Below are 22,974 nucleotides of genomic sequence, written 5' to 3'. Positions count from 1 at the left end.
TATATGCAAAAGCAGGCCGCGGGGAGCGGCCTGCCAGAAACGGGCGGAAACGGAGGAGGCCCGGCCGCTACATCAGCCCGTCCCGCCGCAGCAGCGCATCCTGGTCGGGCTCGCGGCCGCGGAAGCGCTTGTACAGCTCCATCGGGTGCTCGGTGCCGCCGCGCTCCAGCACGTTCTCCTTGAAGCTGCGGGCGGTGGCCGGGTCGAACAGCCCCTTCTCCTGGAACAGCTCGAAGGCGTCGGCATCCAGCACCTCGGCCCATTTGTAGCTGTAGTAGCCGGCAGAATAGCCGCCGCCGAAGATGTGGCTGAAGCCGGAGGAGGAGTTGGCCTCCGGGATCGGCGGCAGCACCTGGGCGCGCGCGGTGGCGCTGCGCTCGAACTCCGGCACCGAGGCGATCGCGGTCGGGTCGCCGTCGTGCCAGGCCATGTCGAGCTGGGCGAAGGAGGTCTGGCGCAGCGACTGCCAGCCGGCCATGAAGCGGGCGCTCTCGCGGATCTTCTCGACCAGGTCCGCCGGCAGCTTCTCGCCGGTCTGGTAATGCCCGGCGAACAGGTCCAGCCCGTCCTTCTGCTGCACCCAGTTCTCGAAGATCTGCGACGGCAGCTCGACGAAGTCCCAATAGACGTTGGTGCCGCCCAGCGAGCGGTAGGTGCAGCGCGACAGCAGGCCGTGCAGGGCGTGGCCCATCTCGTGGAAGAAGGTCCGCACCTCGTCATAGGACAGCAGCGACGGGCGATCCGCGGTCGGCTTGGTGAAGTTGCAGACGATGGCGACATGCGGCCGCTTGACGCCGTCGTGGTACAGGCCCTGGTCGCGATAGGTGGTCATCCAGGCGCCGTTGCGCTTGGACGAGCGCGGGAAGAAATCGGCGTAGAACAGGCCGACATAGCGGTCCTCGGCCTCGTCATAGACCTCATAGGCCTTCACGTCGGGGTGCCACACCGGATAGGCGTCGGACGGGCGGAAGACCAGGCCGTACAGCCGTCGGCAATGCTCGAACACGCCGTCGATCACCCGGCCGAGCGGGAAATAGGGGCGCAGCGCCTCCTCGTCGAAGGCGAAACGGTGCTGCTTCAGCTTCTCGGCGTAGTGGCCGACATCCCAGGGCTGCAGCGGGGTCGGTCCGCCCAGGGTGCGGGCGTGGTCTTGGATCTCGGCGAAGTCGCGCTCCGCCGCCGGCTTCGAGGCGGCAAGCAGCCGGTCGAGGAAGGCGTGCACTGCGTCCGGCGTCTCCGCCATCCGCTTCTCCAGCACGAAGGCGGCATGGGACGGATAGCCCAGCAGCTTGGCGCGGCGGAAGCGCAGCGACGCGATCTCCTTGACCAGCGGCTGGTTGTCGAACTCGCCGCCGAAGGCGCGGGCGTTGAAGGCGCGCCACAGCTGCTCGCGCAAGCCCCGGTTCTCGGCATAGGTCATGAACGGGACATAGCTCGGCGCGTCGAGCGTGATCAGCCAGGCCTCCGGCCGGTCGCGCTCCTCCGCCGCCAGCTTGGCCGCCTTGACCGCGCCCTCGGGCAGGCCGGCCAGGTCGTCCTCGTCCTCGACCCACAGGGTGAAGGCGTTGGTGGCCTTCAGCACATTGTGCTGGAAGTCGGGGGTCAGCTTGGCCAGCGCCTCGTCGATGGCGCGCAGCTCGCCCTTCTCGTTGTCCGACAGCAGGGCGCCGTTGCGGACGAAGCCGGTGTAGGTGTCGTCGAGCAGCCGGGCCTTCTCGCCCTTGAGGCCGAGCCCGTCGCGCGCGTCCCAGACGGCGCGGACCCGGGCGAAGACGCGGGGGTCGAGCGAGACGTCGGAGGAGAAATTGGCGCTCTTCGCCCCGAAATCCGCGGCCAGCGCCTGCAGCTCGTCCGAGGTCTGGGCCGAAAGCTGGTTGTAGAACACCGAGGAGACGCGGTCGACGTCCTGGCCCGCCTGTTCCAGCGCGACGATGGTGTTCTCGATGTCCGGCGCCGCCGGGTTGGCCAGGATCGCCTCGATCCGCGCCTTGGCCTCGGCGATGGTGTGGTCCAGCGCCGGCAGGTAGTGCTGCACCTCGACGCGGTCGAACGGCACGGCCTGGTCCTGCAGCGGCGAGGGCGCCACCAGCGGGTTCTCGGCGATGTCGAGGGTGTCGTTGGCTTGCGTATCCATGCGGCCGGGGGTGTCCATTGGCTAGCGGGTGTCGGGCGGGTGGGGCAGGGCCGTCAGAGGATGCGCCCCTCGAAGGGGTGGCGGCCCTCGCGGTCCTCGATCTCGACCACCCAGAGGTCGGGATCGCGTTGGACCGCACGGGCAATATAGGCATCGGCCTCGGCCTCTGCCAGGAGCTCGCCGCCCTTGGCCGGCAGCCATGCGAGCTCGCCGTCGAGATCGCGCGACTGGCTCAGCACCCGGCAGCCGGGCGCGCCGAGGTTGAGCTTGAGGATCAGCAGGCCGGCGCGCGGGTCGCCCTTGCGCGCGACATAGGCCGCGATCGCCTGCTGCCCCAGCTGGCGCAGATGGGCCGAGACCCACAATTCGGTCGGAAGGCGTTCGGTGGTCATGGGGCAGGGTATAGCAGGTCGGGACGAAAATTGACCCTCGGACAGGGGTCGTCCTTCCTCTCCACTGTCATGCCCGCTTGACCCGGGCAGTCCGATTCCTGGGTTGTGGACGAAGACACAGGATTCAACTTTCATTGTCATTGCCGGGCTTGACCCGGCAATCCAGGAGCCACCAAGAGCTGCTCTGGCCGCCCCTGGATCCTCGGGTCAAGCCCACGAGTGTCCGGTTGAGTTTTGTGGACAAGGTGCATGGCGTTGATTCTGCTGGATCTCGAACGTCTGGCAACGTTTCGGGACAGCAAAGGGCAACGCCATGCAGCACAAGAATAGCGTGTTCCACGATCTTCTGAAGCACGTTCCTTGGGCCGGCTTCGAGGGGCTGGTCGAGCAGCATGGCGCCGATTTCCGGGTGCGCAGCTTGCCGAGCAAGACACAGTTGATCGCGCTCGTGTACGGCCAGCTGTCCGGGGCACAGAGCCTGCGCGAGATCGTCGGTACGCTGCAGAGCCATTCGGCACGGCTCTACCACCTGGGTGCCGAAACGGTGGCGCGCTCGACGCTGTCGGACGCCAACGCAGTGCGGCCCCACGAGGTGTTCACCGGGCTGCTCGGTCTGCTGATCGGCCAGACGCATCGCGGGCTCCGGCGCGAGCTCGACGGCACCACCTATCTCATCGACGCAACCAGCCTGCGGCTGAGCGCCCTGAGCAGCTGGGCCCGCTTCAGTGCCGGCGTGTGCGGGGTGAAGGCCCATGTGATCTACGATCCGGACGCCGACTGCCCGGTCTATCTCTCCGTCACCCCGGCCAAGGTCAACGACATCACCGCCGCCCAGGCGATGCCGATCGAGGCCGGCGCCACCTACGTCTTCGACCTCGGCTACTACGACTATAGCTGGTGGGCCGAACTCGATGCCGCAGGCTGCCGTATCGTCACCCGCTTCAAGACCCACACCAAGCTCACCCTGGTCGAGGAACTGCCGGTGCCGGAAGCCGGCACCATCCTGTCCGACCGCATCGGCTTCCTTCCCGCCCGCCAAGCCGGCAGCCGCCGCAACCCCATGGCCGATGCGGTGCGCGAGATCCGCCTGCGCATCGACACCGGCAAGGTGCTGCGGATCCTGTCCAACGATCTCGATGCGACTGCCCAGGAGATCGCCGATCTCTACAAACGCCGCTGGGCCATCGAGCTGTTCTTCCGCTGGGTCAAGCAGACCCTCAAGATCACCCGCTTCGTCGGGCGCTCGGAGAATGCCGTGCGCATCCACATCGCCGTCGCCCTGATCGCCTTCCTGCTGCTGCGGCTCGCCCAGGCGGCGCAAAGCTTGGTCAAATCACCGCTCGCCTTCGCCCGTCTGGTCCGCGTCAACCTCATGCAGCGCAGGCGCATCGACCTCCTGCTCCAACCCGACCCTATCCTCGTCTCCAATCCAGACCAATTGATGCTCCTATGGGCCTGAAACTAAACCGGACAGCTGTGGGTCAAGCCCGAGGATGACAGGTGACGGAATGGCATCGGTGCCGGAAGACTACTGTCGATTGGCTCTCCTTACTTGAACAGCCCCAGATCCACCGCCGCGGCCATCGCCTCATAGCCGGCGGCGTTCGGGTGCAGGTGGTCGCCGACATCGAAATCGGCGCGCAGCTTGCTGGGATGCGCCGGGTCCTGGACCGCGGCGTCGAAGTCGATCACCGCGTCGCAGCCCTTGCCGGTGCGGATCCAGCTGTTGACCGCCTGGCGCTTGGCCTCGCCCTACGCGGAATAGTAGTGGGCGAAGACCGTGCCCTCGAACGGCGTCAGCGTGGCGCAATAGGCCTTCAGCCCGCCGCCATGGGCGCGGGCGACGATCTGCTTCAGCCCGCCGATGATCTCGTCGGCCGTGACTTCCTGCTCGGTCAGGCCGGCGGAGCTGGAGTGGCCGATGTCGTTGATGCCCTCCATGATCACCACCCAGCGCGCGCCCGGTACCGAGAGAACGTCGCGATCGACGCGGGACAGGGCGCTGGGGCCGAACATCGCCTCCGGCAGGTCATGCAGCACCCGGTTGCCGCTGATGCCGGAATTGACCACGCCGACCGCCGGGCCGCCGGCCTTAGCCAGCCGCTCGGCCAGCAGGTCCGGCCAGCGCTTGTTGGCATCGACGCCGGAGCCGTAGCCGTCGGTGATCGAATCGCCCAGGGTCACCAGCGTGCCGCCCTCGGCCGCCACCTCGACCCGCGACAGGAAGAAGCGCGCCTCCAGCGGGGCCGCGTCCGGCAGCGCGGTGGCCTGGGTGCTGTCGCCGGCGATCGAGATCCAGGCGGTCTGCATCGACAGGGGATGGACCACCGAGGGGCCGGTCCAGCGCGGCAGATAGAGGCTGACCGCCAGGGTGTCGAGGGCGGCGACGGTGATCTCGACCGGGTCCGACACCACGGGCGCGCCGGGCGGCACGGTGATCGCGGCCTCGCCGCCGAAGGTCACCACCTTGCCGCTGGCCGGGTCGATCGAGCCCGGGGCGTTGCCGGGCCGGGCGATGCGGACGGCGCCGATCACCAGCGGCTGGGTGCCGGTCTCGTTGGAGAAGCGCAGCCGTACCTTGGTGCCGCCGGCGCTGAGCCGGACCAGCTGGCGGATGGTGGCGTTGCTGAGTTCGGGTCCGACCGGGAAGGCCGGGCTGGCGCCCCAGCTGCCGATCCAGGCCTCCTGCGCCGTGGCCGCCTGGGATCCGGCCAGCGCCGCCATCACGCAGGCTGCGGCCAGCCACGAACGTCCAACCCTATTGCTTCCGATCATTGGTGTTTCTCCCCTGTCGGCCATCGATGAGGGCGACGCCGCCTGCCGGTCGTGCCGCCGGTGCTGTCGAACTATGCGCGGAAGAAATCGCAAGGGGCAACGCCCGGCGGCCGCCTCAGCGGAACAGGCCGAGATCCACCGCCGCCGCCATCGCCCGGTAGCCGGCAGCACTGGGGTGGAGATGGTCGCCCGAATCGAATTCGGGCTTCAGCCGGGACGGGCGGGCCGGGTCGCGCAGGACGGCGTCGAAATCCACCGTGCCGTCGCAGCCGCCGCCGCTGCGGATCCAGGCATTGACCGCCTGGCGCTTGGCCTCGCCACGCGGCGTGTAGTAGCCGCCGAGGCCGGTGCCCTCGAACGGCGTCAGGGTGGCGCAGATCGCCTTCAGCCCGTGGCGGCGGGCGCGGGCGACGACCTGCTGCAGCCCGGCGGTGATCTGGTCCGCCGTCGCCGCCCGGTCGGTGCGGTCCGAGGTGCCGGAATGGCCGATGTCGTTGATGCCCTCCAGCACCACCACCCAGCGCACGCCGGGGACGGCGAGCACGTCGCGGTCGAAGCGGGACAGGGCGCTGGGGCCGTAGGCGGTGCCGCGATCGTCATGCAGCAGGCGGTTGCCGCTGATCCCGGCATTGACCACGCCGATGGCGGGTCCGCCCGCCTGGACCAGCCGCTCCGCCAGGATGTCGGGCCAGCGCCGGTCGGCGTCGGTGCCGGAACGGGCGCCGTCGGTGATCGAATCGCCCAGCGCCACCACCGTGCCGCCGGCCGCCGTCACCTCGACGCCGGACAGGAAGAACCGCATGGTCGATCGGGTCGCGGCGGGCAGCGTGGCCGCGGCCGTGGAATTCCCACCGGCCGAGAGGAAGGCGGTCTGCTCGCCGTCCTTGTGGATCACGGCGGGGCCGGTGGGCTGCGGCAGGTACAGGCTGACCGCCAGGGTCTGCAGGGCTGAGACCTGCAGCGCGACCGGGTCCGACACCGCCGGCTGGCCCGGCGGCACGGTGATCGAGGTGGCGCCGCCGAAGGTCAGGGCCAGGCCGCCGCCCGGGTCGACGCTGCCGGGCGCGGGGCCGGGCAGGGCGATGCGGGCGGCGCCGATCACCAGGGGCCGCGTCCCGGTCTCGTTGGAGAAGCGGATGCGCAGCTGCCGGCCGCCGGCGCTGAGCCGGACGAACTGGCGGATGGTGGTGTTGCCGAGATCAGGCCCGACCGGGAAGGCCGGGCTGGCGCCCCAGCTGCCCTGCCAGCCCTCCTGCGCCGAAGCGCCGGGAGGGGCGGTGAGCAGGGCCAGGCAGAAGGCGGCGGCCAGCCGGAAGCGTCCGGTCTTGTGCTGTCCGGTCACGGGGTCCTCCGCCGGGATCGCATCGGCGAGCCTCGGGCGGAAGACGGTGCGCGACGGATAGCGGCGGCGTCAACATGGTGCGCGGCCCGCAACGAGCCGCGGCCCCGCCTACCGATAGCGCCGCAGCGCCGCCACCTGGTCGGCGGCGTCCTCGCCATCGGCGAGCTTCTCCAGGAGACCGTAGAGCCGGTCGATCTCGTGGCGGGTCAGCGGCGTCATCCCCATCGGCCCAGTGTAGGTCTCGCGCCGGCGGGCGATCGGCAGGTTCATCGACTTCCAGCACGAGATCGCGCCGGTGGCGGAGTCCCGGGCCAGGAAGTTGCAGCCGCTGCGGAAGAAGTCCGCCTCCCATGGATCCAGCGGCTGGTCCAGGCGTTCCAGGTAACGGCGGGCCCATTCGGCGGTCATCCGGGTGGGCTCAGGCTGTTCGATTGTGCGCATGATCAGTCCCCGCTTTAGACGATAGTGTCGGTCGATATCGTCTGGACCTTAGTTCCTTGCGCGTTAAACCATCGTGAGCAGGCCGTAACGAAGCCGTAGCCGGGGGCGCAATACGAGCGTGCGGCCGGACCCCTCCAGGAAACTTTCCATGATCGGGTCGGGGTGTAGGGCGGGATTCTGCCCAATTGAGTAAAATCCAATATATCCCCACATATGCTATTATTCCGGATGTAGAATGAGTCCGGATCGATGCCGTCAGGGCCCCGAAGCGGGGCCGACGAGCGCGCCCGTCATAAATCGGGCATCGATCATGGGGAGGACCTCATGGCGGTCATCAACGGCGACAACAACGCCAACATCCTGAACGGCACCACCGCGGCGGACCAGATCAACGGGCTCGGAGGCGACGACACGATCAACGCGGGCAGACGGCCGACGGCGCCGGGCTCCGGCGCCGACGTGGTCGACGGCGGCACCGGCAGCGACACCCTGGTCGTCGACGCCTCCGCCGAGACCCAGGCGGTGCAGCTGTTCACCGGCGGGTCGCCGACCTTCCAGGTCCGATCGACCTCCGGCAACCTCTATGTCGATGCCTACAACATGGAGCGGGTGCAGTTCACCGGCGGCTCCGGCGACGACCAGATCAGCACCGGCGAGCGCGGCGGGACGGTCAATGGCGGTGCCGGCATCGATTCCTGGAGCGCCGATCTCAGCGGCTTGTTCGCGAATGTCAGCTTCATCCTCGGCACCACCACCGCGATCGCCGCGGCCGGGCTGACCTCGATCCTGAACCTCGAGCGCATTTCCCTGTCGACCGGCAGCGGCAACGACACCGTCACCGGCGGTGCCCGGGACGACAATATCTCGACCGGCGACGGCAACGACGTCATCGACGCCAAGACCCGGCCGACCGCGGCGGGCTCGGGCACCGACACGGTCGATGGCGGGCTGGACGCCGACACGCTGATCGTCAATGCCGGCGCCGAGACTCAAGGTGTGCAGCTGTTCAGCGGCGGGTCGCCGACCTTCCAGGTCCGATCGACCTCCGGCAATTTCTACGTCGATGCCTACAACATGGAGATCGTCAAGATCGTCACCGGCAGCGGCGCCGACCAGATCAACACCGGCGACCATGCCGGTACGATCGACGGCGGCGCCGGCATCGACTGGTGGCTGGCCGATCTCAGCGCGGTCAGCAGCGGCATGGGTTTCGCCCTCGGCACCTCAACCTCGATCGCCGCGGCCGGGCTGACCTCGATCCTCGGCATCGAGCGGATCACGCTGATCACCGGCGGCGGCAACGACCTGATCTATGGCGGCGCCCAGGCGGACAGCATCACCACCAATGCCGGCAACGACACGATCAACGCCAAGACCCGGCCGATCGCCGGCGGCACCGACACGGTCGATGGCGGGCTGGGGACCGACACGCTGGTCGTCGATGCCAGTGCGGAGACCCAGGCGGTCCAGCTGTTCAGCGGCGGGTCGCCGACCTTCCAGGTCCGCTCGACCTCCGGCAACTTCTACGTCGACGCCTACAACATGGAGATCGTCAAGATCATCACCGGGGTTGGCGCCGACCAGATCAACACCGGCAACCATGGTGGCACGATCGACGGCGGCGGCGGCATCGACTGGTGGTTGGCGGACCTCAGTGCGCTGACCAGCGGCGTGGGCTTCGCCCTCGGCACCACCACCGCGATCGCCGCCGCGGGGCTGACTTCGATCCTCGGCCTCGAACGGATCACGCTGACCACCGGCGGCGGCAACGATGTGATCGTCGGCGGCAACCAGGCCGACACCATCACCACCGGCGCCGGCAACGATGCGATCGATGCCAAGACCAGGCCGATCGCCGGCGGCACCACCGACACGGTCGATGGCGGGGTGGGGACCGACACGCTGGTGGTCAATGCCGGCGCCGAAACCCAGGCGATGCAGCTGTTCAGCGGCGGGTCGCCGACCTTCCAGATCAGATCGACCTCCAGCAATTTCTATGTCGACGCCTACAACATGGAGACCGTCAAGATCGTCACCGGCAGCGGCGCCGACCAGATCAACACCGGCGACCATGGCGGTACTGTCGACGGCGGCGGCGGCATCGACTGGTGGCTGGCGGATCTCAGCGCGCTGACCACCGCCGTGGGCTTCGCCCTCGGGACCAGCACCGCGATCGCCGCCGCGGGGCTGACCTCGATCCTGAACCTCGAGCGGATCACGCTGACCACCGGCAGCGGCAACGACCTGATCTATGGCGGCGCCCAGGCGGACAGCATCGCCACCGGTGCCGGCAACGACACGATCGACGCCAAGACCCGGCCGGCGGCGCCGGGGTCGGGCACCGACACGGTCGATGGCGGGGTGGGGACCGACACGCTGATCGTCAACGCCGGCGCCGAGACCCAGGTGGTCCAGCTCTTCGCCGGCGGGTCGCCGAGCTTCCAGGTCCGCTCGACCTCCGGCAATTTCTACGTCGACGCCTACAACATGGAGAGGGTGCAGTTCACCAGCGGCGCCGGCGCCGATACTGCGAACGGCCTCAATGGCGACGACACGCTCAGCACCGGCGCCGGCAATGACGTGCTCCATGGCGGGCGCGGCGCCGACACCTTGACCGGCGGTGCCGGCACCGACCGGTTCGACTACGACCTCGTCCTCGAATCGAACCTCGCCAGCGGCAAGATCGACAGCATCACCGACTTCGCCGTCGGCATCGACGATCTCGACCTCACGGACATCGACGCCAACAACATCGCGTCGGACGGCAACCAGGCCTTCATCTTCATCGGCGGCGCCGGCTTCAGCGGGGTCCGCGGCCAGCTGCGGGCGGTGTCCGGGGTGGTGGAGGCGGACGTCAACGGCGACGGGGTCGCCGACTTCCGCGTGCTCCTGACCAACGGCGCCGTCGCCGGGGCCGCGGACCTGCTGCTGTAGGCGACGAGCCTGCGGCCCGCCCCGGAGGTCACCCCGGGGCGGCGCGGGTCGGGGCTACACCGTGACCACCACCTTGCCGATCTGCTCGTTGGATTCGAGGTAGCGGGTCGCCTCGACGATCTGGTCGAGCGGGAAGGTCTTCGCCACGATCGGCTTCAGGCTGCCGTCGGCGAGGCCCTCAAGGATGAAGCGCTTGGCCCGGTCCAGCCGGGCCGGGTCGGACACGATCTCCTTGTACTGGTAGCCGTGGAACGTCAGTCCCTTGACCAAAGCGGGGAACAGCGGGAAGGGCGTGGCCTCCGGGCTCAGCGCGCCGTATTCGACCAGGATGCCGCCCTGGGCCAGCGCGTCGGCCAGCGCGTCGAAGGACGGCCCGGCGATCGGGTCGAACACCAAACGGACTCCGGCGCCGCCGGTGATCGCCAGCGCCCGCGCCGCCAGATCCTCCTCTTCGGTCACGATCACATGGGCCGCGCCGGCGTCGCGCAGCGCCGCCGCTTTGGTGCTGCCGCGGGTGGCCGCGATCGGCACGGCGCCGATCCGGTTGGCCACCTGGATCGCGGCCAGGCCGACGCTGCTGGAGGCGGCGGTGATCAGCACCGCATCGCCCTTGGCCAGCCCGGCGATCTCGACCAGCGCGCCATAGGCGGTGACGTACTGCATCCACACCGCCGCGGCATCGACCCAGGACAGGGTGGCGGGGTGCTTCACCGCCAGCTCGGCCGGGACGGTGGCGACCTCGCCATAGGTGCCCCAGCGGGTGATCGACAGCGGCGGCACCAGGCTGACCGCGTCGCCGGGCGCGAAGCCGGTGACGCCGGGGCCGACCGCCTCGACCAGCCCGGCGGCCTCGTAGCCCAGCCGGGCCGGGAACACCGGCGCCTCGGGATAGCGGCCGGTGCGGAACATCGATTCGGCGCGGTTGATGCCCAGCGCCTTGACCTGGATGCGGATCTCGCCGGGGCCGGGCGGCGGCACCTCGACCTCCTCGATCCGCAGGACGTCGGGGCCGCCGAGTTCGTGAATGCGGACGATGCGAGCCATGGACGGATGCTCCTGATGCAGCGGAATGCCGAAGCCTCAGATATGAATTCGTTTCCAATCGGGATAAATATCGGGTTCGGGGCAACACTCGGAACCAATGGTTTTGGATCATGGATCGGCTCACCAGCATGGCGGTGTTCGCCAAGGCGGTCGAAGCGGGCTCCTTCGCCGCCGCGGCCGAGGCGCTCGGCCTGTCGGCGCCGATGGTCGGCAAGCATGTCCGCTTCCTCGAGGACCGGCTGGGCGCCCAACTCCTGGCCCGCACCACGCGGCGGCAGAGCCTGACCGAAGTGGGCCGCGCCTTCTACGAGCGCTGCCGCATCGTGCTGGCCGAGGCCGAGGCGGCGGAGGCGCTGGCCGAGGATCTGCGCGCGGTGCCGCGTGGCCGGTTGAGGATTAATGCGCCGGTCACCTTCGGCGCCCATGAATTCGTGCCGATGGTGGCGCGCTACCTCCGCGCCAACCCGGAGGTCAGCATTGAAGTAACGCTAAGCGACCGCATCGTCGACCTGGTGGAGGAGGGGTACGAGGCGGTGATCCGGGTCGCGCCGCTGCCCGATTCCAGCCTGGTCGCCCGGCGGTTGCGGCCCTATCGCCTGGTGGCCTGCGCCGCGCCCGCCTACCTCGCCGAACGCGGCGTCCCGGCGCGGCCGGAGGAGCTGGGGGGCCACGAATGCCTCGGCTTCGCCCATTGGGCGCCGCGCGGCGAATGGGAGTTCAGGGATGCGGACGGGGTCATCAGCCGGGTCCAGATCGGAGGCCGAGTCTCGATCAACAGCGGCCAGGCCCTGCGCAGTGCGGCGCTGGAAGGCTTGGGCATCATCCTGCAGCCGGAAGGGCTGCTGTGCGACGACATCGCGGCCGGGCGGCTGGTGCGGGTGCTGCCGGGCTACACCCCGCCGTCGCGGCCGATGCACATCCTGTTCGCCCCCGACCGCCGGCCGACCCCGAAGCTGCGCAGCTTCATCGACGCGGTGGTCGAGGAGTTCGGGTAGGCGGATCGCGAGGCTGACAGTTTATGCGCATTTTTTGTTTTACTGGCGCCGCCTGGCACTGGAGACCCACTTTATGAATGTATCGATCGGCGACCGTTGGGAACGCTTCGTCGAATCCGTGGTCAAGGGTGGACGCTACGGTTCGGCGAGCGAAGTGGTGCGCGAGGGTCTGCGTCTGGTCGAGGAGCGCGAGGCGAAGCTCCGGGCCCTGCGCGAGACGCTCGATCGCTCGATCGCCGAAGGCGGCGAGGTGAGCGAGGCGGAGCTGGATGCCGCCTTGGCGGCGAAGGCCGCGGATTGGCCAAAGCGGACTACTGATTGCGACGGCTGACGTATCTGCCGGCGGCGCAGCGCGATCTCATCGAGATCCTGACCTACATCTCCCGGCAAAGCGGCAGCGTGGCGCTCGGCCAGGATTTCGTGGCGTGGCTCCGCCGGCAATGCCGGCATCTGGCCGAACTGCCCGGAATGCTCGGGCGCGCCAGGCCCGAGTTGCGCCCGGACATCCGCAGCTTCACGGTCGGTAACCATGTCATCTTCTTCCGATACCGCGATGACGTCTTCGAGGTGGTGAATATCCTTGAGGGTGATCGCGATATCGACCTGCACCTCAGCGAATAGGCAGGTCGAGCTAAGACTTCGCAAACACCGGGACGCGGGCGGCGGAGGGGCGATAGCCCGCCGGCGAGCCCGGCCAGGCCGCTTCCGGGAGCCGGTCCAGAAGGGCGTCCAGCCCGGCCACGGCGATGGCGTTGGCGATGCCGTTCTCGGGGCAGGCGTGGCGGCCGTGGCCGAAGGTCAGCATCCGGCGGTTGGCGCGATCAAGGTCGAAGCGGTCGGGGTCGGGATTGAGCGCGGGGTCGCGATTCGCCGCGGCCAGCAGCACCAGGACCGTGTCGCCGGCTTGCAGGCCGTGGCCGGCAATCTCGACATCCTCGGCCAGGAAGCGGCGGGTGTTCTGGGCTGGCGGGTCGAAGCGCAGCACCTCCTGCACCAGCCCTGGCAGCAGCGTGCGGTCGGCGGCGGCGCGGCGGCGCAGCTCCGGTCGGGCGCCGAGGGCGAGGATGGCGTTGCCGAGCAGCCCGGCGGTGGCGTCATGGGTCTGCGACAGGAAGCCGACGGCGTTGGCGGTGACCGCGGCCGGATCGATACCGCCCTCACGCTCCGCCGCTTCGTGCAGCCGCCGGGCTAGACCGCCGTCCGGGGTGTCGATCAGATCCTGGGTCAGGGCGACCATCTCCGCTGCCGCCGCGCCGCCGCGTTCCACCACCTCGGGCGAGCTGCCGGGAGCGATGGCGGCGACGAAGGCGCGCATCCGATCGGCCACCGCGGGTAACTGCGCCGGAGCGAATCCCAGCAGCGACCCGACGACATGCATCGGTAGCGCGAAGATCAGGGCGTCGAGGCCAGCAGGATCGAGCGCCGCGCCTTCGGTCAGCGCGCCCGCCCAGCGCCGCGCCTCTATCGCCGCGGCCTCGGGCGTGACCGAGGCCAGCGTGGCGATGATGGCGCGCTTGGCCCGGGCCTGGGCGTCGCTGTCGGTCATTCGCACCAGCCGCCCGAAGATCTCGCCCGCGGCACCGCCCAGCAGCGCCCGCGGAACCGGCTCGGCCAGCGGGCGGACGCGGCCGGCGGGGCTGGCCAGCGCCGCCGTCGCCGTCTCGGCGCTGGCGGCGACCCAGAGGCCGAGCGCCTCGTCCCGATGGAACGGGCGCCGCCGCAGCAGCCCGGCATAGTAGGGGTAGGGATCGGGATGGGTGATGGCGGCGACGGGATCGCGCGGCGGGAGCATGGGCGGCCTCGGCGGCTGGGGTTGCGCAAATACCATACCAGCAGGATGCCGCGGCCCGGCCGGCGGACGCTTCGGTGGCGGTCGAAGGATGCGGCCAAGCGGATGGACTCCGCCGGCCGCTCGGATATCTTTTTCCGGCCGAGAGAAGCGGGCAGAGGGACGGGATGCGTCGTGCATGGCAGGCCGGGATGATCGCGCTCGCCCGATCGCCCCGGGCCAAGCGCTGGATCCAGAGCGGACGGGCGACGTCGGGTCTCGCCAGCCGCTATGTCGCCGGGCCGGATGCGGAAGCCGGAGTCGCCCTGGCCGCTGCGCTGCTGGCCCGGGGCATCCGCAGCTCGCTGTTCTACCTCGGCGAGTACGTCGACAGCCCCGTCCTGGTGGCGGAGAACGTCGCAGCGAAGCGCGAGGTCGCCGACCTGCTGGGTCGCGCGGGGATCGAGATCCATGTCTCGGTCGACCCCACTCAGATCGGGCACAGCCTCGACCCGGCGCTGGGGCGACGCAATGCGTTGGCCATCGCCGGCGCCATCGCCGACGCGCCGGGGGATGGCCAGCGGCTGATGATGATCGACATGGAGGACCGCAGCTTCGTCGACGCCACCATCGCGCTGCATGACGAGCTGCGGGGTGACGGGCTGCCGATCGGCATCACGCTGCAGGCCTATTTGCGCCGGACCGAGGCGGACCTAGCCGCCCGCATCCGCCAGGGGGCCACGGTGCGGCTGGTCAAGGGCGCTTTCGCCGCTGGGGCCGACGCCGCCTTCACCACACAGGCGGAGATCAAGGCGAACCACCGCCGGCTGATCGGCCTGATGCTGTCGCGCGCCGCGCGCGACGCCGGCTTCCGCCCGGTGATCGCCACCCATGACGACCGGCTGCAGGACCACGCCATCGCACAGGCCGAGGCCGCCGGCTGGGGCAAGGACGAGTACGAGTTCGAGATGCTGTACGGCGTGCGCGGCGCGCTGGCCGAACAGCGGGCGCGAGAAGGGCACCGGATGCGGCTCTACCTGCCCTTCGGCCGCGACTGGTGGCCCTATGCGGTGCGCCGGATCGGTGAGAATCCACGCAACGCCTGGCTGCTGGCGCGGTCGCTGGCCGGCGGGTGACCAGGGCATCGAGGAGGCAAGAGATGATCACACGGGTCTGGCGCGGCTATGCGCCCTTGTCGAATCCGTCGGCCTATGCCGCGCATTTCCGCGACACCGTGCTGCCGGCGCTGCGCGGCATCGCCGGCTTCCAGGGGGCATCGCTGCTGCGCCACGATCGGCCGGACGAGGTCGAGTACATGGTGCTGACCCGTTGGGACTCGATGGATGCGGTCCGGGCCTTCGCCGGCGAGGATCCGGACCGTGCCGTGGTCGAGCCCGAGGCGGTGGCCGCCCTGACCAGGTTCGACGTCCGGGTCCGGCACTATACCGCGGTCGAGGACGGGGCGGCCTGATTCGGCTCCTCAGCCCTGGCCCATCGCCCGCGCCGTGACCGGCTGGGCCGCCGGCTCGCGGATCCAGATCAGCGCGGCCAGCGCGCCGAGCACGGCCAGGCCGCCGGCCAGCACGAAGGCGCTGGTGTAGACCCCGCCGGTGGCCTGGACGATGAAGCCGGTGACCGTCGGCCCGATGATGCCGGCCAGGTTGGCCAGCAGGTGGATGAAGCCGCCGACGCCGCCGACATTCTCGCCATGCACCGCGTCCTGCACCACCGCCCAGTAGATCGAGCCGGTGAGGTAAAGGCCGAAGATCGACACCGACATCAGCGCCACCGCGCTGGTCACGTCGGCCACGCCGCCGGCCAGGGCGACGCCGACCGCGGCCAGGCCAAGGCCCGCGATCAGCACCACCTTGCGCGACAGCAGCGCCTTGCCGGTGAGGCGGAAGATGCGGTCGGAGACGAAGCCGCCCAGCGCCAGGCCGAGGAAGCCCAGCACCCAGGGAATGACGGTGGCCAGGCTCATGTCCTTGATGCTGAGCTTGTGCACCTCGGTCAGGTAGCTCGGGAACCAGGTCAGGAAGAAGAACAGCACGTAGTTGTAGGTGAAGAAGGCGAAGGCGGTGGCCAGCACGATCGGCTGGCGCAGGTAGTATCCCAGGCCGTGCGCCGGCAGCTGCGCCGCCGCGTCGCCCTGGCGCTGGCCGTCTTCGATCAGCCGGCGCTCCTCGTCGCTGATCGCCGGATGCTGCGACGGCCGGTCGGCGGACAGGTTCACCCAGAAGGCGAGCCAGATGAAGCCGAGCAGCATGATGATCAGGAAGGCCCAGCGCCAGCCGAAGGCGAGCGCGAGGTAGCCGACGATCGGACCGGCGATGGCGCCGCCCAGCGGCGTGCCGGAGTTGACGATGCCGATCGCCGTCGCCGCCTCTCGCCGCGGGAACCAGTTGCTGACCGTCTTGCTCATGGTCGAGCTCAGCGGCCCTTCGCCGACTCCGAACAGCACCCGCAGCACGATCATCGAGACGAAGCCGGTGGCGGCGGCGGTCAGGCCGCAGAACAGCGACCACATGCCCATGGCGCCGGTGAACACCTTCTTGGGCCCGATCCGGTCGGCCAGCCAGCCGCCGATGAAGTTGAACAGGGCGTAGCCGGCGAAGAAGCTGCTGAAGATGATGCCCATCTGCGCGTGATCCAGGCCGAGATCCTGCTGGATCAGCGGCGCGGCGATCGAGAGGGCCGACCGGTCGAGGTAGTTGATCATGCCGGCGATGAACAGCAGGCCGACGATCATCCAGCGCACGCTTTTGAACATGGTTTTCCTTCCGCTTGCGGGGCGGTGAAGGTTCGGGGGGATCGTCATCGCGAGGAGCGAAGCGACGTGGCGATCCAGAGGCCGGTGCCGCTGGATGGCCACGCCCCTGCGGGGCTCGCCATGACGGTTCTTTGCCCGGAGGGCGCGTATCAAAGATCCAGCAGATGGACCTTCATCGACTGGTTGCGGTCGAGGGCGACCTGGAAGGCCTGGTCGGCGTCGCGCACCGGGAAGCGGTGGGTCATCAGCGGCGCCAGGTTGATGCGCTTGCCGGCGATCATCTCCACCGCCAGGGCATATTCCTCGGCGAAGCGGAAGGAACCGCGATACTCCAGCTCCTTCGACATGACGAGGTTGGCGGAGACCGGCGACTGGCCGGCGGGCAGGTTGCCGAGCTGGACCACCCGGCCGCGGGCGCGGGCGGCGCGCAGGGCGGTGTCCAGGCCGGCCGGGCTGCCCGAGGCCTCGATGGTCACGCCGAAGCGGCCGCGGTTGCGGCTCCATGCCGCGATGCGCTCCTCGTCCTTGGCGTCGACCGCCTCGTCGGCGCCGAGGCCCAGCGCGGTCTCGCGCGCCTTCTCGGCCAGGTCGACCACGGTGATGCGGCGGGCGCCGGCCTGGCGCGCCACCAGCAGCACCAGGGCGCCGATCGGGCCGCAGCCGACGATCAGAACCTCCTCGCCCAGCAGCGGCCCGGCGCGGCGAACGGCGTGCAGCGACACCGCCAGCGGCTCGGCCATCGACGCCTCGGCGAAGCTGACATGCTCCGGCACCGGCACGCATTGCCGCGCCGGCACGGCGATGTATTCGCGGAAGGCACCCTGCATGTGCGGGAAGATCGAGGCGCTGCCGAGGAACCGCATGTTCAGGCACTGGTTCTCCAGCCCGCTCATGCAGTAGTCGCAGCGGCCGCAGGACCGGCTGGGATTGACCGCGACCGGCTGGCCGATCGCCAGGCCCTCGACGTCCGGCGCCACCTCCGCCACCTCGCCGGCCATCTCATGGCCCAGGATCAGCGGCTCGCGCAGGTGGAAGTCGCCGGTCTTGCCCTTGGAGTAATAGGCGAGGTCGGAGCCGCAGATGCCGCCGGCCCGGAAGCGGACCAGCACCTCTCCCGGGGCCAGGGTCGGCGGGGCGCGGTCCTCGATCCGCAGGTCCTTGGCTTGGTGCAGCACGGCGGCGAACATGGCGGTCTCCTGAGGGAGGGACGGTTCAGGAATGGGCGGCGGCAGGCGCGCCGATCCGGTCGACGGTACCGGACACGCGCGGCGCCGTCTCGGGCAGGGCCCAGGTGCAGGCGAGGGTGATGAGGCAGCCCAGCGCGATGTAGGCGCAGAGGTACCAGGGCGTGCCGTCGCCGATCTCCAGCAGCCAGCCGGCCGCCAGGGTGCCGGCCGACCCGATCAGGGCGCCGATCTGCTGCACGAAGGACACGCCGCTGGCCCGGATCCGGGTCGGGAACATCTCCGAGTACATCGCGGCCTGCGGCCCGTACATGGCGGCGTGGCCGAGGGCGAGGGCGGCGGCCAAGCCAATCCACAGCACCCCGTCGGCGCGGGCGTAGACCAGGCCGAACACCGGGAAGGTCGCGGCCAGCACGCAGAAGGCGCCGAACAGGTAGACCGGCCGGCGGCCGATCCGGTCCGACAACGCACCGAACAGCGGCAGCGTCACCAGCTCCAGCAGGATGGCGACCAGCGTCGCCGTGGTCATGGTCGGCCGGGGCACGCCGCGGCTGGTGCCATAGGCGGTCAGCAGCACGGCGAAGGCGGTGAAGGCGATGCTTTCGGCCAGCTTGCTGCCGCAGCCCGTGACCAGCGACCGGGGATGCTCGCGCACCAGTTCGACCAGCGGGTGGGCGTCGTCCGCCCGGCGCTGGCGCATCTCCAGGAACAACGGCGATTCCGTCAGCTGCAGCCGGATGTAGAGGCCGATGCCGACCAGCAGGATGCTGAGCAGGAAGGGGATGCGCCAGCCCCAGCTCAGGAACGCCTCCTCGGACAGGGTCGTGGTCAGCAGCGCGAAGATGCCGAGCGGCAGCACGAAGCCGGCCGGCGCGCCGATCTGGACCCAGGAGCCGAAGAAGCCGCGGCGGGGCGCCGGGGCGTGCTCGCACATGATCAGGATGGCGTTGCCCTGCTCGCCGCCGATGCCGAAGCCGTGCAGCAGCCGGATGAACAGCAGGATGATCGGCGCGGCGATGCCGATCGACTGGTAGGTCGGCATCAGCCCGATGACGAAGGTGGCGATGCCGACGATCAGGAGGGTGATGACCAGCGCCTGCTTGCGGCCGTAGCGGTCGCCGATATAGCCGAACAGCAGCCCGCCGACCGGCCGGGCGAAGAAGCCGGCGGCATAGGTGCCGAGCGCGACCAGCGACCCCACCAGCGGGTCGACGGTGGGGAAGAACAGCTTGTTGAACACCAGCGCCGAGGCGGTGGCGTAGATGAAGAAGTCGTACCACTCGACCGTGGTGCCGATGCAGGACGCGATCGCGATCCGCCGCATCATCGCCGCCGACGTCTTGGCCGAGGTCTTGTCCGCCTGTGCTGCTGCCATCTGCTCCTCCTCCCTGTGACCGTCATGCGGCCTTGATGTCGATGTCGGCCCCGGCGGGCCGCTACCAGTTGGTCAGCGTGCCGTCCTCCAGCCGCGCCACCGGCAGGTAGGCCGGGTCGTAGGGGTAGCGGGCGGCCAGCGTTTCATCGATGTCGACGCCATGGCCTGGCGCCTCGCCGGGATGCATGAAGCCGTCGGCGAAGCTCCAGGCGTGGGGGAAGACCTCCAGCGCCGGGTCGGGATAGCCCATGTATTCCTGCACCCCGAAATTCGGCACCCACAGGTCGAAATGCAGGGCGGCGCCCATGCACACCGGCGACAGGTCGGACGGGCCATGGCAGCCGGTGCGCACCTGGTACAGCGCGGCCAGGTCGGCGATGCGGCGCATGTGGGTGATGCCGCCGGCATGGGTCAGCGTGGCCCTGATGTAGTCGATCAGCTGCTCTTCGATCAGCTGCTTGCAGTCCCAGATGCTGTTGAACACCTCGCCCACCGCGATCGGGGTGGTGGTGTGCTGGCGGATCAGGCGGAAGCCTTCCTGGTTCTCCGCCGGGGTCGGGTCCTCCAGCCAGAACAGGGCATAGGGTTCGACCGCCTTGCCCAGCCGCGCCGCCTCGATCGGGGTCAGCCGGTGGTGGACGTCGTGCAGCAGATGGGTGTCGAAGCCGAACTTCTCGCGCACCGCCTCGAACAGCTTGGGCACGTAGTTCAGGTACTTCTCGGTCGACCAGGACTGCTCCTCGGGCCAGCCCTTGGTCGCCGGCTCATAGGAATCGCCGCCCTTGCTGACGCCGTAGACCGAGGCCATGCCGGGCACGCCGCACTGGACCCGGATGGCCTTGAAGCCCTTCTCCTGATAGGCGGCGTAGCGGTCCAGCGTCTCGGGAATGTCGCGGCCGGTGGCGTGGCTGTAAACCATCACGCCGTCGCGGGAGGCGCCGCCCAGCAGCTGGTACAGCGGCAGCCCGGCGACCTTGGCCTTGATGTCCCACAGCGCCATGTCGACCGCGGCGATGGCGCTCATGGTCACTGGGCCGCGGCGCCAATAGGCGCCCTTGTACAGGTACTGCCAGGTGTCCTCGATGCGGTGCGGGTCGCGCCCGACCAGCAGGGGGCAGACATGGTCGCGGAGGTAGCTGGCCACCGCCAGCTCGCGCCCGTTCAGGGTGGCGTCGCCGATGCCGTACACGCCCTCGTCGGTCACCAGCTTCAGGGTGACGAAGTTGCGCCCAGGGCAGGTGATGATCACGTCGGCGCGGATGATCTTCATGGTGCTTCTCCCCGGGTCTTGCATGCCGTTGCCGCTGCTTGGCGCAGCGGGCGCGGCCGATTCCATAGCGGAGATTTAATCACCATACAAGTATGGCGATTGATCGAAGCGCTGTATCGTGGCGCTGTCCGGCCGGCCGATCGGCTGTATGGTCAACGGGGAAACCGGGGAGGAGAAGCGGGTGGCCGGACGGCGGAGGGCGCAGGAGACCAGGGGCCTGCCGGCGCGCATCGCGCTGAGCGGCGACGGCCCGATCGGCAAGCAGATCTATGAGGGGCTGCGCCAGGCGATCATCACCGGCCTGCTGCCGCCCGGCACGGCGCTGTCGGAGAAGGACGGGTCCGAGATGTTCGGCGTCTCGCGCCAGCCGGTGCGCGAGGCCTTCATCAAGCTGGTCGAGGCCGGGCTGCTGCAGGTGGTGCCGCAGCGTGGGTCGCTGGTGCGCAAGATCTCGCAGCGCCAGGTCGAGCAGGGCCGGTTCATCCGCGAGGCGGTGGAGGCGGCGGTGGTGCGGCTGGCGGCCGAGCGGATCGACGACGACTACCTGCAGGCGCTGGCCCACAACCTGGAGGCCCAGCGCGAGGCGGCCCGGCGGCACGACCACGCCCGCTTCCTGGCGCTGGACGAGGCCTTCCACCACCTGATCATCGAGGCGATCGACTGCCTGCCGGCCTGGAGCACGATCGAGAACATGAAGGCGCAGATGGACCGGGTGCGCTATCTCAGCCTGCCCGAGGTGTCGCCGCTGGAGATGCTGATCGAGCAGCATGCGGAGATCCTGGCCGGGCTGCGGGCGCATGACCCTGACGCCGCCGAGGCCGCGATGCGCCGCCACCTGCGCGAGATCCTGTCCTCACTCGGCCCGATCGCCCAGCGGCGGCCGGAGCTGTTCGAGCTGGATTCCTGACGGCAGGGTCCCGCTTTCCTGGGTTGCCGGGGACGGATCGGTCCCGGATGATCGCGCCTTCCCTAGCGGACAGGAATTTCCCATGAGCGACCAACAGACCCTCGCCCTGATGCGCATCGTGGCCGAGGCGCTGGCCCGGGCCGGCGGGCAACTGGCCCGGGCCCATCTGGCCGGCCACAAGGCGCTGGAGATCGAATCCAAGGGGCCGCAGGATTTCGTCACCGTGGTTGACAAGGCGGTCGAGACCCTGATCCGCGGCCGGCTGCAGGAGATCTTCCCGGACCACGCCGTGCTGGGCGAGGAGTTCGGCCTCGACCGGCAGGGCGCGCGCATCGTCTGGGGCCTCGACCCGATCGACGGCACCGCGAATTTCCTGCGCGACCGGCCGGTATGGTGCGTCTCGATCGGCGCCACCATCGACGGCAAGCCGGCGCTGGGCGTGATCTACGAGCCGGTGCGGGACGAGCTGTACAGCGCCGTGGCGGGGCAGGGGGCGACGCGCAACGGCACGCCGATCAAGGTCAACGCCGCGGCGCGGCCCGACAGCGCGATGATCGGCGTCGGCTATTCCCCGGGCAAGCATGTCGAGGCGCATGTCCGCCAGATCGGCCATATCCTGGCCCATGGCGGCGAATACCGGCGCCTGGGCTCATCGGCGATGTCGCTGGCCTATGTCGCCGATGGCCGCTTCGACGGCTACGCCGCCGCCCACACCAACGCCTGGGACGTGATGGCCGGTCTGGTGCTGGTCAAGGAGGCCGGCGGCGTCACCGACGACTTCATCGAGAGCGGGGTGCAGAGCGGCCCGGTCACCGCCGCGGCGCCGGGCGTCGCGGCCTTGGCGCAGCAGCTGAAGGCGCTGGTCTAGCGGCATAGCCGGGGGCCGGGGCACCGGCCTCCAGCCAGGCCGCGATCTCTGCCATGGTGGAGAAGATGCGGCCGGCGCCGGCGGCCTGCAGGCGCAGCGGCAGATCGGCATCGGCATGGCCGCCGCCGATGAAGCCGACCACCCGCATCCCGGCCCGGCGGGCGGCGGTGACGCCGAACACCGAATCCTCGATCACCAGGCAGTCGGCCGGGTCGGCGCCCATCTGCGACGCGGCGTAGAGGAAGACATCCGGTGCCGGCTTGCCGCGTGCCACCTGGCTGGCCGAGAACACATGCGGGTCGACCCGCGGCAGCAGCCCGGCCCAGCCCAGGTTGCGGCGCAGGTTGGGCAGGCTGGTCGACGACGCGACGCAGGGCGGATGGCCGAAGCCGGCGGCCGCGGCGATCGCCTCGGCGGCGCCCGGGATGGCCTGCAGCTCGATCTCGAAGCGCCGGGCGCATTCCGCCCGGACCTCCTCGATCAGCTGGTCCGGGATCGCGAATCCGAGTTCGGCCGACAGGGTGCTCCAGGCGACATGATGCGGCGTGCCGCAGAAGCGCCGGGCGAATTCGCTGGGCGTCATGACATGGCCCAGCCGGGCCAGCGCCTCGGAATCGACGGCGCAGAAGATCACCTCGGAGTCGATCAGGACGCCGTCGCAATCGAAGATGACCAGCATGGTGGGCCCGGGCAGCGGGAGAGGTTGCGCGACAACACCATGCCCGTGCGCTATGTGCAAGGCGCAGGCCGATCCGAACGTCGAGGACAGGGACGA

At 69.7% G+C, this 22,974-nt stretch carries 20 protein-coding genes and 1 pseudogene; 9 read left to right on the top strand and 12 right to left on the bottom strand.

The genetic code is table 11. The features are described from left to right. Positions 1–67: 67 nt before the first annotated feature. Positions 68–2,134 (bottom strand): M3 family metallopeptidase, encoded by a 2,067-nt coding sequence (locus tag E9232_RS04035; RefSeq protein ID WP_309792291.1) that lies wholly within the window; start codon positions 2,132–2,134, stop codon positions 68–70. Between the two features lie 53 nt (positions 2,135–2,187). Further along, positions 2,188–2,526: a DUF1491 family protein gene (locus tag E9232_RS04030; RefSeq protein ID WP_309792290.1), complete on the bottom strand. Its 339-nt coding sequence runs from the start codon at positions 2,524–2,526 to the stop codon at positions 2,188–2,190. A gap of 313 nt (positions 2,527–2,839) precedes the next feature. Between E9232_RS04030 and E9232_RS04025 the strand changes: the two genes are divergently transcribed. After that, the gene (locus E9232_RS04025; protein WP_309792289.1) at positions 2,840–3,985 is read left to right on the top strand and encodes an IS4 family transposase; all 1,146 of its coding nucleotides are present in this window, start codon (positions 2,840–2,842) and stop codon (positions 3,983–3,985) included. Positions 3,986–4,074: 89 nt separating this feature from the next. Here the strand turns inward: E9232_RS04025 and E9232_RS04015 are convergent. The 3 genes and pseudogenes from E9232_RS04015 to E9232_RS04005 all read right to left on the bottom strand — a co-directional run bounded on the left by E9232_RS04015 (position 4,075) and on the right by E9232_RS04005 (position 7,084). Beyond that, positions 4,075–5,250: pseudogene (locus tag E9232_RS04015) on the bottom strand (SGNH/GDSL hydrolase family protein). A 166-nt stretch (positions 5,251–5,416) separates the two neighbouring features. Then, positions 5,417–6,643: an SGNH/GDSL hydrolase family protein gene (locus tag E9232_RS04010; RefSeq protein WP_309792286.1), complete on the bottom strand. Its 1,227-nt coding sequence runs from the start codon at positions 6,641–6,643 to the stop codon at positions 5,417–5,419. 108 nt (positions 6,644–6,751) lie between these two features. Then, positions 6,752–7,084 carry a hypothetical protein gene (locus E9232_RS04005; protein ID WP_309792285.1) on the bottom strand — a complete coding sequence of 111 codons (333 nt, stop codon included), beginning with the start codon at positions 7,082–7,084 and terminating at the stop codon, positions 6,752–6,754. 324 nt (positions 7,085–7,408) lie between these two features. Between E9232_RS04005 and E9232_RS04000 the strand changes: the two genes are divergently transcribed. Then, on the top strand, positions 7,409–10,018 hold the full coding sequence (locus E9232_RS04000; RefSeq protein ID WP_309792284.1) for a beta strand repeat-containing protein: 2,610 nt from the start codon (positions 7,409–7,411) through the stop codon (positions 10,016–10,018). 54 nt (positions 10,019–10,072) lie between these two features. Here the strand turns inward: E9232_RS04000 and E9232_RS03995 are convergent, their stop codons facing one another. After that, positions 10,073–11,062 carry a zinc-dependent alcohol dehydrogenase family protein gene (locus E9232_RS03995; RefSeq protein WP_309792283.1) on the bottom strand — a complete coding sequence of 330 codons (990 nt, stop codon included), beginning with the start codon at positions 11,060–11,062 and terminating at the stop codon, positions 10,073–10,075. Positions 11,063–11,172: 110 nt separating this feature from the next. Here E9232_RS03995 and E9232_RS03990 point away from each other — a divergent pair, with 110 nt between their 5' ends. The 3 genes from E9232_RS03990 (at position 11,173) to E9232_RS03980 (ending at position 12,678) form a co-directional block, all read left to right on the top strand. Beyond that, on the top strand, positions 11,173–12,057 hold the full coding sequence (locus tag E9232_RS03990) for a LysR family transcriptional regulator (protein ID WP_309792282.1): 885 nt from the start codon (positions 11,173–11,175) through the stop codon (positions 12,055–12,057). 73 nt (positions 12,058–12,130) lie between these two features. Then, entirely contained in the window at positions 12,131–12,388 is a 258-nt protein-coding gene (locus E9232_RS03985; RefSeq protein ID WP_309792281.1) for a type II toxin-antitoxin system ParD family antitoxin, read from the top strand. Then, on the top strand, positions 12,376–12,678 hold the full coding sequence (locus E9232_RS03980) for a type II toxin-antitoxin system RelE/ParE family toxin (protein WP_309792280.1): 303 nt from the start codon (positions 12,376–12,378) through the stop codon (positions 12,676–12,678). The genes E9232_RS03985 and E9232_RS03980 overlap by 13 nt, the downstream gene beginning before the upstream one ends. Positions 12,679–12,688: 10 nt before the next feature. Here the strand turns inward: E9232_RS03980 and E9232_RS03975 are convergent, their stop codons facing one another. Next, a complete protein-coding gene (locus E9232_RS03975; RefSeq protein WP_309792279.1) occupies positions 12,689–13,849 on the bottom strand; it encodes a cytochrome P450 in 1,161 nt (386 codons plus the stop codon). A 164-nt stretch (positions 13,850–14,013) separates the two neighbouring features. Here E9232_RS03975 and E9232_RS03970 point away from each other — a divergent pair, with 164 nt between their 5' ends. Together E9232_RS03970 and E9232_RS03965 are read left to right on the top strand one after the other, a co-directional pair. Further along, entirely contained in the window at positions 14,014–14,961 is a 948-nt protein-coding gene (locus E9232_RS03970) for a proline dehydrogenase family protein (RefSeq protein WP_309792278.1), read from the top strand. Between the two features lie 23 nt (positions 14,962–14,984). Beyond that, on the top strand, positions 14,985–15,296 hold the full coding sequence (locus tag E9232_RS03965; protein ID WP_309792277.1) for an antibiotic biosynthesis monooxygenase family protein: 312 nt from the start codon (positions 14,985–14,987) through the stop codon (positions 15,294–15,296). A gap of 9 nt (positions 15,297–15,305) precedes the next feature. Here E9232_RS03965 and E9232_RS03960 read toward each other — a convergent pair whose 3' ends face one another. The 4 genes from E9232_RS03960 to manD all read right to left on the bottom strand — a co-directional run bounded on the left by E9232_RS03960 (position 15,306) and on the right by manD (position 20,424). Further along, on the bottom strand, positions 15,306–16,595 hold the full coding sequence (locus E9232_RS03960; protein WP_309792276.1) for an MFS transporter: 1,290 nt from the start codon (positions 16,593–16,595) through the stop codon (positions 15,306–15,308). Between the two features lie 149 nt (positions 16,596–16,744). Further along, positions 16,745–17,782, bottom strand: coding sequence for an L-idonate 5-dehydrogenase (locus tag E9232_RS03955; protein ID WP_309792275.1), 1,038 nt, complete (start codon positions 17,780–17,782; stop codon positions 16,745–16,747). Positions 17,783–17,807: 25 nt separating this feature from the next. Further along, positions 17,808–19,154: an MFS transporter gene (locus E9232_RS03950; protein WP_309792274.1), complete on the bottom strand. Its 1,347-nt coding sequence runs from the start codon at positions 19,152–19,154 to the stop codon at positions 17,808–17,810. Between the two features lie 61 nt (positions 19,155–19,215). Then, a complete protein-coding gene (gene manD, locus E9232_RS03945) occupies positions 19,216–20,424 on the bottom strand; it encodes a D-mannonate dehydratase ManD (protein WP_309792273.1) in 1,209 nt (402 codons plus the stop codon). Between the two features lie 181 nt (positions 20,425–20,605). Here manD and E9232_RS03940 point away from each other — a divergent pair, with 181 nt between their 5' ends. Both E9232_RS03940 and E9232_RS03935 read left to right on the top strand, forming a co-directional pair. Continuing rightward, a complete protein-coding gene (locus E9232_RS03940) occupies positions 20,606–21,331 on the top strand; it encodes a GntR family transcriptional regulator (RefSeq protein WP_309792272.1) in 726 nt (241 codons plus the stop codon). Positions 21,332–21,413: 82 nt separating this feature from the next. Continuing rightward, positions 21,414–22,199 carry an inositol monophosphatase family protein gene (locus tag E9232_RS03935; protein ID WP_309792271.1) on the top strand — a complete coding sequence of 262 codons (786 nt, stop codon included), beginning with the start codon at positions 21,414–21,416 and terminating at the stop codon, positions 22,197–22,199. Here E9232_RS03935 and E9232_RS03930 read toward each other — a convergent pair. Then, positions 22,141–22,878, bottom strand: coding sequence for an HAD family hydrolase (locus E9232_RS03930; protein ID WP_309792270.1), 738 nt, complete (start codon positions 22,876–22,878; stop codon positions 22,141–22,143). The genes E9232_RS03935 and E9232_RS03930 overlap by 59 nt on opposite strands. Positions 22,879–22,974 lie beyond the last annotated feature (96 nt).

This window comes from Inquilinus ginsengisoli, assembly GCF_031453975.1.
GTDB classification, from domain to species: Bacteria; Pseudomonadota; Alphaproteobacteria; order DSM-16000; family Inquilinaceae; genus Inquilinus; species Inquilinus ginsengisoli_A.
Note: the sequence above shows the minus strand (reverse complement) of the source record. Positions and strands in the feature narration are given on the sequence as shown.